Raw genomic sequence first — 13,980 nt, forward strand, 5'->3', positions numbered from 1 at the left:
TTCGACGGGCTCGTGGGCGCTAGATCAATTCAGACCAAGACAGCAGGAGCGCCATCATGTCGAAACTCGTCACGATTTACGGTGGATCGGGCTTTGTCGGCCGATATATCGCGCGGCGTATGGCTGCCGAAGGCTGGCGTGTCCGCGTCGCTGTGCGGCGGCCCAATGAAGCGATGTTCGTCAGACCCTATGGCGCGGTTGGTCAGGTCGAGCCTATCTTGTGCAATATCCGTGATGACGCCTCGGTCGCTGCAGCGATGCATGGTGTGGACGCCGTGGTGAATTGCGTTGGCGTATTGAATGAGCTGGGCAAGAATGCGTTCGACGCAGTGCAGGCCGAAGGTGCCGAACGGATCGCCCGGCTGGCGGCCGCTCAGGGTATTGACCGCATGGTCCATATCTCGGCCATTGGTGCGGATCCCGAATCCGACAGCGAATATGCGCGCACCAAAGCGCAGGGCGAGGCGGGCGTTTTGCAATACATGCCGGGTGCCGTCATTCTGCGCCCATCAGTCATTTTCGGCACCGAAGACCAGTTTTTCAACCGCTTCGCAGGAATGACACGGATGAGCCCGTTCCTGCCGCTTGTTGGGGCGGAAACGAAATTTCAACCTGTCTATGTCGATGATGTTGCGCAAGCGGCAGTTCAAGGCGTTCTGGGCAAAGCGTCTGCCGGTGTTTATGAACTGGGCGGGCCAGAGGTAAAGAGTTTCCGCGCCTTGATGCAGCAGATGCTCGACGTAATTCATCGCCGCCGGATCATCATCGGGATGCCTTTCTGGGCGGCGAAAATCATGGCGGGTGTGTTGGATATCGCGAAGTTCGTCAGTTTTCAGTTGTTTCCGAACAATATCTTGACTCGTGACCAACTTAAGAATCTGCGGCGCGATAATGTGGTGGCGGATGACGCTAAAGGTTTTTCGAACCTCGGGATCGAGCCCGCGACGTTGGAGTCGGTTCTGCCAGAATATCTGTGGAAATTCCGCCCCGCGGGTCAGTATGACGATATTCAGAACTCGGCAAAGAACCTGCGCATCTGATCAGCTATAGGCAATCACCAGCAGGATTGCTCCGAGGATGACCCGGTAGATCACATAGGGTGTGAAACTGACGCTGCGCAGAAGCCGCATCATCAGGTTAAGCGCGAGCAGAGCCGAAACAAAGGCGAAGGCTGCGGCAATCGCGCCGTCCTTGGCCAGCTGTGTGTCCGCCTCACGGACGACGTCGACCGAAAGCAGGACGCCCGAAGCGACAATCGTTGGGATCGACATCAGCATGGCAATCCGCGCACCATCTTCGCGTGTATAGCCAAGCTGACGAGCGCCTGTGATCGTAATCCCCGAGCGTGAAGTCCCCGGGATCAAGGCCAACATCTGCCACAACCCCATGATCATTGCGTCCTTTAAGCCCCAGTCCGAACTACGTTTGGTTTGTACCCCCTTTTGATCCATCCAATACAGCACTAACCCGAAGCCAAGCATCGCCCATCCGATGACGGCGACTGAACGTAGAGTCTGCTCAAGCCCCGTCAGGTACACGATCCCGCCCGCAATGACTGTCGGAATCGTGGCGATGACCAAGCCCAGTGCCAACCGCGCCTGAGGCGTCTCAATTCGTCCTCGGATAATTTGGGGTATCCCGGCTAGGGCTTGTTTCACATCTGACCAGAAATAAAGAATAACCGCGCCAAGTGTTCCTACATGGACGGCGACATCGATTGCCAGGCCTTGATCATCCGCGCCAGTCAGGCGGGGCAGCAGGATCAGGTGCCCGGATGAAGATACAGGCAAGAATTCGGTGACGCCCTGAATGATCGCCACAAGAATCAAGTGAAAAAGGCTCATCTGCTCTGCCGGTACCGTGCTCGTTTTGTTGAGAACAATGGGTATAAGCGGGCAACGGGAAAGTGAAGTGTCCAGATAGGTCCGAATCGGAACTAAAAACACGACAAATTTCTCTGAAAAAACATCGAGCGATGCAGTTTTCTCAATATAGGTCAGTACAGTTGACTTTTCATCCAGAATGACTTCACTTAAAGAACCCTGACCAAGCCAATTCATGGAGTCTGACCCGTGGCCAAGCAACCGATGCTGAAATTTGTGCAGATCGATCGTGTCATGCCTGAAAAGCGTGCCGCCAGTGACCGCAAAGAGGACTTCGATGAAATCTATGCCGAGTACGCCGCGGAGAAGGCGGCCGAACAGGCCAGCCGATGCAGCCAGTGCGGAGTGCCCTATTGCCAGTCCCATTGTCCGCTGCACAACAATATCCCTGATTGGCTGAACCTGACGGCAACCGGGCGGTTGGAAGAGGCGTATCAAACAAGCCAGGCTACCAACACTTTCCCTGAAATCTGCGGCCGCATCTGCCCACAGGACCGTCTGTGCGAAGGCAATTGCGTGATCGAGCAATCGGGCCACGGTACGGTCACCATCGGCTCGATCGAGAAATACATTACCGATACAGCCTGGGATAAAGGCTGGGTTAAACCCGTTCAGCCCCGTGCCGAGCGCGACGAAAGCGTGGGTATCATTGGCGGTGGTCCCGGAGGATTGGCAGCGGCGGATATGCTGCGCCGGGCGGGTATTCAGGTCACGGTCTATGATCGATATGACCGTGCGGGGGGGCTGCTGATGTACGGCATTCCCGGTTTCAAGCTGGAAAAGGATATCGTCCAACGCCGAAATGACCTGCTGGCAGATGGTGGTGTTGCATTTGAGCTGAACTGCGATGTGGACGCCGCGAAATTCGCGGAAATCCACGCGAAACATGATGCGGTGATTATTGCAACGGGCGTCTACAAATCCCGTGATCTGTCCATGCCCGGCAGCGGTCTGGGTGGGATTGAAAAGGCGATCGATTTTCTGACAGCCTCGAATCGCAAAAGTTTTGGCGATGCGGTTGATGACTTCGACAATGGCCGCCTGAACGCGGAAGGTAAGAAAGTGGTCGTCATCGGCGGGGGTGATACCGCGATGGATTGCGTGCGCACGTCGATTCGTCAGGGTGCGACGTCGGTCAAATGCCTCTATCGTCGGGACCGCGCCAATATGCCGGGCTCGCAGCGCGAGACCCAGAATGCCGAGGAAGAAGGCGTGATCTTCGAATGGCTTAGCGCACCCAAAGGCTTTACCGGCGATGAGCAAGTAAACGGTGTCATGGTGCAGAAGATGCGTCTGGGCCAGCCCGATGCCTCGGGCCGTCAGGCTCCCGAAGTGATTGAGGGCGCAGACTATGTCGAAGAGGCCGATCTGGTGATCAAGGCGCTTGGCTTCGAACCCGAAGACCTGCCCACCTTATTCGGCCAACCTGATCTGCCTGTGACCCGCTGGGGTACAATCAAAGCTGCGTTCCAGACCGGTGCAACCGAGATGGAGGGCGTTTATGCCATCGGCGACATCGTGCGCGGTGCTTCGCTGGTGGTCTGGGCGATCCGTGACGGGCGCGATTGCGCAGATGCCATAATTGAGCGTTTTAACGCCAAATCCGCCATCGCAGCCGAGTGAAACAAAACGCAAAAGCAATTCGAAAAATCCCAGCGGGTATGCGTTCGAAAGCGAACGACGACAGATGAACAAAAGCCTGTGTGCCCCCTTGGGAAGAAGGAGACAGCCAATGACCAAATATGATGCCGATTGGGTGCGGGCCGAAGAAGCCAAGCGCAAATGGATGGCAGAAAACGGTCTCTATTCAGAGGAAGAAGAACATTCCTCATGCGGTGTGGGCCTTGTTGTGTCCGTCGATGGTAAGCCGTCACGCAAGGTGGTGGATGCCGGGATCGATGCGCTAAAGGCAATCTGGCATCGCGGCGCGGTGGATGCGGACGGTAAAACCGGGGATGGCGCAGGTATCCATGTGCAGATCCCTGTCCCATTCTTCTATGATCAGATTCGTCGCACGGGTCATGAACCAAACTTGGATGAACTGGTTGCTGTCGGTCAGGTTTTCCTGCCCCGCACGGATTTTGGCGCGCAGGAACAGTGCCGGACCATCGTGGAAACCGAAGTTCTACGCATGGGTTACTATATTTATGGCTGGCGACATGTGCCGGTTGATGTGACCTGTCTGGGCGAAAAGGCCAACGCGACCCGGCCCGAGATCGAGCAAATTTTGATCTCGAACTCCAAAGGCGTGGATGAAGAGACATTCGAGCGTGAGCTCTATGTCATTCGTCGCCGTATTGAAAAAGCGGCGCTGGCCGCAGGAATCTCGGGGCTGTATCTGGCGTCGCTGTCTTGCCGGTCGATCATCTACAAAGGCATGATGCTGGCCGAGCAGGTCGCTGTTTTCTACCCCGACCTGATGGATGAGCGGTTCGAGTCCGCTTTTGCGATTTACCACCAGCGCTATTCGACCAACACGTTCCCGCAATGGTGGCTGGCCCAGCCCTTCCGTATGTTGGCCCACAACGGTGAGATCAACACGCTGAAAGGCAACATCAACTGGATGAAAAGCCACGAGATCCGCATGACCTCGGACAGCTTTGGCGTCTATGCCGAGGACATCAAGCCGATCATTGCGGGCGGATCGTCGGATTCTGCCGCATTAGACTCGGTATTCGAGGTTTTGGTGCGTGCGGGGCGCTCGGCGCCGATGGCGAAGACCATGCTGGTTCCGGAAAGCTGGTCCAAGCAAGCTATCGAGCTGCCGCAAAGCTGGCGCGACATGTATTCCTACTGCAATTCAGTGATGGAACCTTGGGATGGCCCTGCTGCGCTGGCAATGACGGATGGCCGCTGGGTGTGTGCCGGTTTGGATCGGAATGGTCTGCGCCCGATGCGCTATGTGGTAACCGGCGATGGTCTGGTCATCGCGGGGTCCGAGGCGGGTATGGTGCCGATTGATGAGGCCACCGTGACCGAAAAAGGCGCGCTGGGACCGGGCCAGATGCTGGCTGTCGATATGAAAAAGGGCAAGCTGTTCCGCGACAAGCAGATCAAGGACAAACTGGCCCGAGCACTGCCGTTTGGCGACTGGGTCGGCAAGATCAACGATCTGGACGAGTCACTTGCGGGCGTGACGGAACACCCGAAATTCACCGGAGAAGAACTGCGCAAGCGTCAGATCGCGGCCGGGTATTCTGTAGAAGACCTAGAACAGATTCTTGCCCCGATGGCAGAGGACGGCAAAGAGGCGCTGGCTTCGATGGGGGATGATACGCCCTCGGCTGTTCTGTCCAAGCAATACCGCCCGCTCAGCCACTTTTTCCGGCAGAACTTCAGCCAGGTGACGAACCCTCCGATCGACAGTTTGCGTGAATACCGTGTGATGTCGCTGAAGACGCGGTTCGGCAACCTTAAGAACGTGCTGGACGAAGACAGCAGCCAGACCGAGATCATCGTTCTGGAAAGCCCCTTTGTCGGCAATGCACAATGGGACACCCTGGTCAATCAACTGGGTTCACCCCTTGCGGAGATCGATTGTAGCTTTGAACCCGGCCGAGGCGCTCTGAGCGCCGCCTTGGCACGTGTTAGAGCCGAAGCAGAGGAAGCCGTGCGCTCGGGCGCGGGTCACTTGGTTCTGTCTGACATGAATTCAGGGCAAGGTCGTGTGGCGATGCCGATGATCCTGGCCACCAGTGCTGTGCATTCGCATTTGACCCGTCAGGGTTTGCGGACCTTTTGTTCGCTGAACGTGCGGTCTGCTGAATGTGTTGATCCTCATTACTTTGCGGTTCTGATCGGCTGTGGCGCGACTGTTGTGAACGCCTATCTGGCCGAAGACTCACTGGCTGATCGCATTGACCGTGGTCTGCTGGACGGCACCCTGACCGAAAACGTTGCGCGCTATCGCGAAGCCATCGACCAGGGTCTGCTCAAGATCATGGCCAAGATGGGGATTTCGGTGATTTCTTCGTACCGTGGCGGTCTGAACTTTGAGGCTGTTGGTCTCAGCCGTGCCATGGTCGCCGAGTATTTCCCCGGCATGACCAGCCGGATTTCCGGTATCGGTGTCACCGGTATTCAGGCCAAGGCCGAAGAAATCCATGCCAAAGGCTGGGACAGTGGTTTGGACGTGCTGCCCATCGGTGGCTTCTACAAAGCGCGCAAATCGGGTGAGACCCACGCGTGGGAAGCGACCTCGATGCACATGATGCAAATGGCCTGCAACCGCGCCTCATATGAGCTGTGGAAGCAGTATTCGGCCAAGATGCAGTCGAACCCGCCGATCCATCTGCGCGACCTGATGGATTTCAAGCCGCTGGGCAAGCCGGTGCCGATTGAAGAGGTTGAATCGATCACCTCGATCCGCAAACGGTTCGTGACTCCGGGCATGTCGCTGGGCGCACTCAGCCCCGAGGCGCACAAGACGCTGAACGTGGCGATGAACCGGATCGGTGCCAAGTCCGACTCGGGCGAAGGCGGTGAAGATCCGGCGCATTTTGTGCCGGAACCCAATGGCGACAACCCGTCGGCCAAGATCAAACAGGTGGCTTCGGGCCGGTTCGGTGTGACCGCCGAATACCTGAACCAGTGTGAAGAGTTGGAGATCAAGGTCGCCCAGGGTGCGAAACCCGGTGAGGGTGGTCAGTTGCCGGGCATGAAGGTCACCGACCTGATCGCGCGTCTGCGGCACTCGACCAAGGGCGTGACTCTGATCTCACCGCCGCCGCATCACGACATCTACTCGATCGAGGATCTGGCGCAGCTGATCTATGATCTCAAGCAGATCAACCCGCGCTGCAAGGTGACGGTGAAACTGGTGGCATCCTCGGGCGTCGGCACGATTGCCGCCGGTGTGGCCAAGGCCAAGGCGGATATTATCCTTATCTCGGGCCACAATGGCGGCACGGGGGCGTCGCCCGCGACCAGCATCAAATATGCCGGTCTGCCGTGGGAGATGGGCCTGACCGAGGCGCATCAGGTTCTGGCGATGAACAACCTGCGTGACCGCGTGACCCTGCGGACCGATGGCGGTCTGCGCACCGGTCGCGATATCGTCATGGCCGCGATGATGGGAGCCGAGGAATACGGTATCGGCACCGCCGCCCTGATCGCGATGGGCTGTATCATGGTGCGTCAGTGCCAGTCGAATACTTGCCCGGTCGGCGTGTGTACGCAGGACGAAGACCTGCGCGCCAAGTTCACCGGCAATGCGGACAAGGTGGTGAACCTGATCACCTTCTATGCTCAGGAAGTGCGTGAGCTGCTGGCCAGCCTCGGCGCGCGGTCGATTGATGAGATCATCGGACGGGCCGATCTGCTGGCGCAGGTCAGCCGGGGCTCGGCGCATCTGGACGATCTGGACCTCAACCCGCTGTTAATCACCGTCGATGGCGCACATGATATCGTCTACAACCGCGACAAGGATCGTAATGCAGTGCCGGATACGCTGGATGCCGAGATTGTGCGCGATGCGGCGCGCTTCCTGAAAGACGGTGAGAAGATGCAACTATCTTACGCGGTGCAGAACACGCATCGGACCGTGGGTACACGTGTCTCAAGCCACATCGTCCAGAATTTCGGCATGCGGAACACGTTCCAGGACGATCACTTGCATGTGAAGCTGCAGGGTTCGGCGGGCCAGTCACTGGGGGCTTTTGCCGCTCCAGGTCTCAAGCTGGAGGTCTCGGGTGATGCCAACGACTATGTCGGCAAGGGGCTTTCGGGCGGCATGATCGTTGTGCGGCCCCCGCAGGTGAGCCCCCTCAAGGCGGAATATAACACCATCATTGGCAACACCGTCCTATACGGTGCCACCGATGGCCACCTATTTGCAGCAGGCCGCGCAGGTGAGCGGTTCGCGGTGCGAAATTCAGGTGCCAGAGTGGTGATCGAAGGCTGCGGCTCGAACGGATGTGAATACATGACCGGCGGCGTTGCGGTTATTCTCGGCGATATCGGTGCCAACTTTGGTGCGGGGATGACGGGTGGTATGGCTTATCTGTACGACCCCGAAGGCAAAGCTGAGGCGCTGATGAATATGGAGACGCTTGTCACCTGTCCGGTGACAGTGGACCATTGGGAAGATCAGCTGAAAGCAATGATCGAGCGCCATGTCGCGGAGACCAACAGCCGCAAAGCCATTGATATCTTACAGCATTGGGATGTGGAAAAGACCAACTTCCTGCAGGTTTGCCCAAAAGAGATGTTGAACAAGCTCAGTCATCCTCTGACCACCGAAGTGGCGGCGGTTCCTGCAGAATAAGTCTTGAGAGATCTAAATCTTTGGCCCGGCGTGTCGTTCCCAACACGCCGGGTATTCTTTTGTCTGGCCATATTGTTTCCAATTCTTGTGTAATGCCGTGCATAACGCCTAGCTTTAGTCATAGTTTATTCGGGAAATGCAGGCATGCTGCTATCCCAATGATGTGAGTGAAGTGGAATATCGGTGTGCCCACGACGTATACAGACCAGTTTTTTGTGCTCGACCCGGCCAATCCGGGTGCGAACGGAACCGTTGTTGGATCCACGCTGAACGTCGAGTTCTTTGATATCATCGATCAGAATGACGATGATCTGATCAACCGGCTGAATGGAGACTCGGTTGACGGATCTGATATCACTGCGTCTTACTTCAATGATATGGTGACGATCGAGTTGCCGGGTGGTGCGCAGGTTACATATACCGGCGTTACCTTCTACCTTGCTGACGGGCGCGAGGTTTTTACCCCAACAGACGGATCGGTTCTGCAGCAAGGCACGTTTGTTTCTTCTTCAGTCACCGATTTTAGCGATGATGGGGCTTCGTTTGGTTCGGTCGATATCGCCAACGGTGATCTCGGTCCGCCCTGCTTTACGCCCGGCACATTGATTGAAACCCCCGATGGGCCCCGGCCGGTCGAGGACCTGAAACTTGGAGATCTGGTTACGACCGCGGATAGCGGCGCTAAACCTGTGCTCTGGATTGGTCGTACCAAGGTGGCAGCCGAGGGTAAACTGGCCCCAATTCGCTTCGAGACAGGGATGTTCGGGCTCACGCGCCCTCTGCTTGTTTCGCCGCAGCACAGGATGCTGATCGATGATTGGCGTGCACCCTACCTGTTTGGCCATGAAGAAGTTCTGATCGCTGCCCATTGTCTTGTGAACGGAACAACAGTCACGCGTGTCGAAGGGGGCGAGGTGGATTATATCCACATTCTGTTCCGGCGACATGAGATCGTGTTCGCCAATGGCGCCAAAAGTGAAAGCTACTACCCGGGACATGCACTGACCCAGGTCGAGCGCCGGACGCAAGCAGAAGTATTGGCCTTGTTCCCGGAGTTGGCGGCGCGCGGAGCAGCCTCAGTCAGAACTGCACGCCCGGTTGTGCGACCGCGCGACGGACAGATGTTGTCGAAATAATCCGTTTCAAATACGCCCTTCGCGGCGTATAGCAAGGCATGGCAAAAAAAGCAGTCCGCAAACCGCGCGGTAAGAAAAAGAGGGCGTCCAGATCAAACAAAACAACAGGCCCCATCGCTCGGATACGGCGCTGGGCCCTTCGTGTTGTTCTGGCGATGGTCGTGGCTTTTGTGTCTTTGGTTCTGATCTATTCAGTCGTGAACCCGCCGGTCACGCATACGATCTGGTCCGAGTGGCGTCGGCTTGGGAAGGTTGATCGCGAGTGGGTGCCGATCGAAGAGATTGCCCCGATCATGGCGCGGTCGGTCGTAGCAGCCGAGGATGCCAACTTCTGCCTGCATTGGGGCTTTGATGTCGAAGCGATCCGCGATGCGCTGGAAGATGGCGGCAGCCGGGGTGCATCGACCATCACGCAGCAGGTGGTCAAGAATGTATTTCTTTGGCAGGGGCGCAGCTGGGTCCGCAAGGCGCTTGAAACCTCGATGACTCCGGTTGTTGAAATCGTCTGGAGCAAGCAGCGCATTCTCGAAGTGTATCTGAACGTCGCGGAAACCGGACAAGGGATCTTTGGCGTCGAGGCCGCGGCGCAGAAGTATTATGGGGTGAGTGCGGCAAAAATGTCTCCGACACAAGCGGCGCGTGTGGCGGCGATTCTGCCATCCCCGCGCAACCGGTCGGTTACGGATCCATCGGTGCGGACCCGCAGGCGTGCCGCGTCAATTCTGGATGGAGCGGCCACCATCCGCGCAGATGGACGCGCCGCGTGTTTCGAGGATTGAAACCCAGACCCCTCAGCGGCTAAAGCTTGAATGGTACTCTACTGGTTCGAATGGAAGTTCATGGCGCGTCTGTTTCACGTCCCCCTCTCGCCCTATTGCCGCAAGGTTCGCCTGTCTCTGGCCGAAAAGAAGATCGAGGTTGAGCTGGTCGAAGAACGATACTGGGAACAGGACCCGGATTTTTTGCGCCGCAACCCGGCGGGTAAGGTTCCTGTGCTGCGACTGGATGGTCAGATCATGGCCGAGAGCGCCGCGATCTGCGAATATATCGAAGAGACCCGACCCGAGCCACCCTTGATGCCTAAAAAAGCCGAAGCACGTTATGAGGTGCGGCGTTTGGTAGGCTGGTTTGATGACAAGTTTCACCACGAGGTGACCTCAAAGCTACTCTATGAGCGGGTGAACAAGAAAGTAACGGGGCAAGGCTATCCGGACAGCAAGAACGTCAAGGAAGGCGCGCGCGCGATCAAGTATCATCTGGATTATATGGCCTGGCTGCTGGATCACCGTCGCTGGCTGGCCGGAGATCAGATGACATTGGCCGATTTCGCCGCGGCGGCGCATCTGTCGGCGCTGGATTACATTTCGGACGTAGATTGGAACCGAAGCTCTGCGGTGAAGGACTGGTACGCCAAGATCAAATCCCGCCCGGCGTTCCGCTCGATTCTGGCGGATCAGGTTCCGGGATTCCGGCCACCGCCACATTACGCGGATCTGGATTTCTGATAGATTGAGGGGTAGGGGGCTGTCCGCCCCCTCTTGGCCATTGGGCCAATTCACCCCCGAAGGTATTTTTGGCCAGATGAAGAGCGGATCGGAGTTGAAACAGCGGTTGGTGGAGCAAGCCTTGTTTGAGGGGTTTGTCGCCTGTCGGGTTTGTCGTCCTTGGGATGTGCCCCGTGTTCCCGAACGGTTGGATGCCTTTCTACAAGCCGGATATCATGGCCAGATGGGCTGGATGGCTGAGCGGGCTCATTGGCGCGGTGATCCGTCTGTGCTGTGGCCTGACGCGCGGTCGGTGATCATGCTTGCGGAGAGCTATACGCCCGAGCATGACCCGACTGCGGTGCTGGCGCATTCCAACTTGGGCGCCATTTCGGTTTATGCGCAGAACAAGGATTATCACGATCTGGTTAAGAAGCGCCTCAAACGATTGGCGCGCTGGCTGATTGCCGAGGGTGGGGGTGAAGTGAAGGTGTTTGTCGATACTGCTCCGGTGCCAGAGAAGGCGCTGGGGCAGGCCGCTGGGCTGGGGTGGCAGGGCAAGCACACCAATCTTGTCAGTCAGGATTGGGGAAATTGGGCCTTTTTAGGGTCTGTTTTCACAACTTTGGATTTGCCTGTGGATGGCGCTGAGGTCGACCATTGTGGCTCATGCCGCGCGTGTTTGACGGCCTGTCCGACCGACGCGTTTCCGGCACCGTATCAGTTGGATGCGCGGCGCTGTATTTCGTATCTGACCATCGAGCATAAGGGGCCGGTGGAGGAAGAGTTGCGCGCGCTGTTGGGCAACCGAATCTATGGCTGCGATGATTGTCTTGCGGCCTGCCCGTGGAACAAGTTTGCGGTCGCGGCCAGTGACCTTCGCTATGCGGCGCGGGAGGAGCTAAAGGCGCCTCCGTTGGCGGAACTGGCGCAGCTGGATGATACAGCATTCCGCGCGATGTTCTCGGGCTCGCCGATAAAGCGGATCGGCCGGAATCGGTTCGTGCGGAACGTGCTTTATGCGATTGGGAACTCAGCGGTGCCGGCGTTACTGCAGGTTGCACAGGCGCTGACCGATGATCCGGATCCGACCGTGGCTGATGCCGCGCGCTGGGCGGCATCCCGGTTGTCGTAAACAGGCTGGACGCGCCGCAGGAAAACGCTACACCCGGTTCTGGCGAACAGATGGAGGACCCGATGGCGTTGGCTTTGGGGGTGGATACGGGCGGAACCTATACGGATGCGGTGCTGATCCGGGATGAGCGCGAGGTGATCGCGTCGGCCAAATCGCTGACCACACGAGCGGATCTGGCGATTGGTGTGGGCAGCGCGGTTTCTGCTGTGCTAGAGACGGCTGATGTGTCTCCGGATCAGATTGGGATGGCATCGTTGTCGACAACGCTGGCCACCAATGCGTTGGTCGAAGGCCAGGGCGGGCGCGTGGCGTTGATCTATGTCGGGTTTCGGGAAAGCGACCTTGAGAAACACGGTCTAAGAGAGGCGTTGAAGGGCGATCCGGCTTTGGTTCTGGCCGGGGGGCACAACCATGCCGGGGGTCAGGTCGCCGAATTGGATGTTGCAGGGCTTGAGGCCTTTTTAGACTCACATTCAGGCATTTCCGGTTATGCGGTTGCGGCACAGTTCGCGACCAGGAATCCGGCGCATGAACTGGAAGTGGCGCGCGTGATTTCCGAGCGTACGGGAGTGCCGGTCACGTGCTCTCATCACCTGTCGGCCAAGCTGAATGGGCCAAAGCGTGCGGTGACCGCCGTGTTGAATGCACGATTGATCGGGATGATCGACCGCTTGATCGGGCGCGCGCAGGATCAGTTGCGCGCGCAGGGCATCACCGCCCCAATGATGGTTGTGCGCGGGGATGGCGCTTTGATGAGCGCCGAGCAGGCGCGGGAGCGTCCGATTGAAACGATCCTAAGTGGCCCTGCGGCCTCTATCGTTGGCGCGCGCTGGTTGACCGAAGCTGAGAACGCGCTGGTGTCCGATATCGGTGGGACTACGACCGACGTCGCGCTGATCCGGGATGGCAAACCCGCCATCGACCCTGCAGGCGCGCAGGTTGGCGGTTTCCGGACCATGGTCGAAGCGGTTGCGATGCGGACTCATGGTTTGGGCGGTGACAGTCAGGTGCATGTGGTGACCGAAGGCCTAGGCGGTGGTGTCTTCCTTGGCCCGCGTCGGGTGCTGCCGGTGTCGCTGATCGCAGCTGAGGCCCCGGATGTGGTACATGCGGCATTGGATGAGCAATTGCGGGCGACGACCGTAGGTGAACATGACACGAGGTTTGCCCGTCGTGTGTCGGGTATCCCCGCCGATGGGGTCGGGCCGCGTGAAACAGTATTACTGGACCGGTTGGAGGATCGTGTTGTGCCGCTCAGCAGTCTGTTGCAAACCCGGATGGAGCATGGGGCACTGGGCCGTTTGGTGGATCGCGGGATCGTACAGGTCTCGGGTGTCACCCCTTCGGATGCCAGCCATGCTCTGGGGCGGCTTGCGGATTGGGACTGCTCGGCAGCGCTTAAGGCGCTGGAACTGATGGCGCGTAAGCGGGTTGGATCAGGGGACAAGCTGGCAGCATCGCCTGAAGCGCTGGCTCAGCTCATTGTCGATCAGTTGACGGAACAAACCTCATTGACCTTATTAGAGACTGCTTTTGCCGAGGAAAGCCATGGGTTTGACCAGCCTGCAAGAGATCTGGCCCGGCATGTTCTGACGCAGCGCGGGCTGGCGAAACACCGTGGGTTGTTGGCATTGGATGCCGCGCTGAATGTGGATGTCGTGGGCCTTGGGGCTTCGGCCCCCAGCTATTACCCGGCAGTCGGAGAGCGGTTGCATTGCAAGATGGTCCTGCCAGAGCATGCCGGTGTTGCAAATGCCATCGGTGCGGTTGTCGGGCGGCTGACCCTTCGGCGGGCCGGTTCAGTTACGTCCCCGGCCGAAGGCCGCTATCGGGTACATCTGGAAGAGGGGCCGCAGGATTTCTCGGACTCGAATTCCGCTCTACAGTTGCTTGAAGAGGTGCTGCGCAACGAGGCTGAGGGCGCGGTGCGCCAAGCAGGTGCCGATGATATACGCGTGACAGTCGACCGCGATATCCGCACCGCCAAGATTGAGGCGCAAGAGGTATTCGTCGAAGCGTTGATCACGGTTGAGGCGAGCGGACGACCTCGGGTGGCGGTCGGATAGCCCCGCAAGGG

General features: G+C 58.1%; 9 protein-coding genes. 8 read left to right on the forward strand and 1 reads right to left on the reverse strand.

Annotated features, from left to right (window positions below):
* Positions 1-56: 56 nt before the first annotated feature.
* On the forward strand, positions 57-1,040 hold the full coding sequence (locus ACR0CZ_RS19360) for a complex I NDUFA9 subunit family protein (RefSeq protein WP_170466705.1): 984 nt from the start codon (positions 57-59) through the stop codon (positions 1,038-1,040).
* Here ACR0CZ_RS19360 and ACR0CZ_RS19365 read toward each other — a convergent pair whose 3' ends face one another.
* On the reverse strand, positions 1,041-1,844 hold the full coding sequence (locus ACR0CZ_RS19365) for an undecaprenyl-diphosphate phosphatase (protein WP_170466702.1): 804 nt from the start codon (positions 1,842-1,844) through the stop codon (positions 1,041-1,043). It lies immediately after the preceding gene.
* 228 nt (positions 1,845-2,072) lie between these two features.
* Here ACR0CZ_RS19365 and ACR0CZ_RS19370 point away from each other — a divergent pair, with 228 nt between their 5' ends.
* The 7 genes from ACR0CZ_RS19370 to ACR0CZ_RS19400 all read left to right on the forward strand — a co-directional run bounded on the left by ACR0CZ_RS19370 (position 2,073) and on the right by ACR0CZ_RS19400 (position 13,969).
* The gene (locus tag ACR0CZ_RS19370; RefSeq protein ID WP_170466699.1) at positions 2,073-3,506 is read left to right on the forward strand and encodes an NAD(P)-dependent oxidoreductase; all 1,434 of its coding nucleotides are present in this window, start codon (positions 2,073-2,075) and stop codon (positions 3,504-3,506) included.
* Between the two features lie 109 nt (positions 3,507-3,615).
* On the forward strand, positions 3,616-8,148 hold the full coding sequence (gltB, locus tag ACR0CZ_RS19375) for a glutamate synthase large subunit (RefSeq protein ID WP_170399167.1): 4,533 nt from the start codon (positions 3,616-3,618) through the stop codon (positions 8,146-8,148).
* A gap of 167 nt (positions 8,149-8,315) precedes the next feature.
* Entirely contained in the window at positions 8,316-9,284 is a 969-nt protein-coding gene (locus tag ACR0CZ_RS19380) for a Hint domain-containing protein (protein ID WP_480503947.1), read from the forward strand.
* Positions 9,285-9,322: 38 nt separating this feature from the next.
* Complete coding sequence (gene mtgA, locus ACR0CZ_RS19385) at positions 9,323-10,063, forward strand: monofunctional biosynthetic peptidoglycan transglycosylase (protein WP_170399165.1); 741 nt, start codon at positions 9,323-9,325, stop codon at positions 10,061-10,063.
* A gap of 60 nt (positions 10,064-10,123) precedes the next feature.
* The gene (gene fzlA, locus ACR0CZ_RS19390) at positions 10,124-10,789 is read left to right on the forward strand and encodes an FtsZ-binding protein FzlA (protein ID WP_170399162.1); all 666 of its coding nucleotides are present in this window, start codon (positions 10,124-10,126) and stop codon (positions 10,787-10,789) included.
* A 76-nt stretch (positions 10,790-10,865) separates the two neighbouring features.
* Positions 10,866-11,903: a tRNA epoxyqueuosine(34) reductase QueG gene (queG, locus tag ACR0CZ_RS19395; RefSeq protein WP_170399159.1), complete on the forward strand. Its 1,038-nt coding sequence runs from the start codon at positions 10,866-10,868 to the stop codon at positions 11,901-11,903.
* A 62-nt stretch (positions 11,904-11,965) separates the two neighbouring features.
* Positions 11,966-13,969, forward strand: coding sequence for a hydantoinase/oxoprolinase family protein (locus ACR0CZ_RS19400; protein WP_170399156.1), 2,004 nt, complete (start codon positions 11,966-11,968; stop codon positions 13,967-13,969).
* Positions 13,970-13,980: the final 11 nt, after the last annotated feature.

Source organism: Ruegeria sp. H9 (genome assembly GCF_056532915.1).

Bases quoted from the DNA above. Each gene is read 5' to 3' on its own strand.
- gltB (WP_170399167.1), top strand. From the start codon at position 3,616: ATGACCAAATATGATGCCGATTGGGTGCGGGCCGAAGAAGCCAAGCGC.
- ACR0CZ_RS19360 (WP_170466705.1), top strand. From the start codon at position 57: ATGTCGAAACTCGTCACGATTTACGGTGGATCGGGCTTTGTCGGCCGA.
- fzlA (WP_170399162.1), top strand. From the start codon at position 10,124: ATGGCGCGTCTGTTTCACGTCCCCCTCTCGCCCTATTGCCGCAAGGTT.
- ACR0CZ_RS19365 (WP_170466702.1), bottom strand. From the start codon at position 1,844: ATGAGCCTTTTTCACTTGATTCTTGTGGCGATCATTCAGGGCGTCACC.
- mtgA (WP_170399165.1), top strand. From the start codon at position 9,323: ATGGCAAAAAAAGCAGTCCGCAAACCGCGCGGTAAGAAAAAGAGGGCG.
- queG (WP_170399159.1), top strand. From the start codon at position 10,866: ATGAAGAGCGGATCGGAGTTGAAACAGCGGTTGGTGGAGCAAGCCTTG.
- ACR0CZ_RS19400 (WP_170399156.1), top strand. From the start codon at position 11,966: ATGGCGTTGGCTTTGGGGGTGGATACGGGCGGAACCTATACGGATGCG.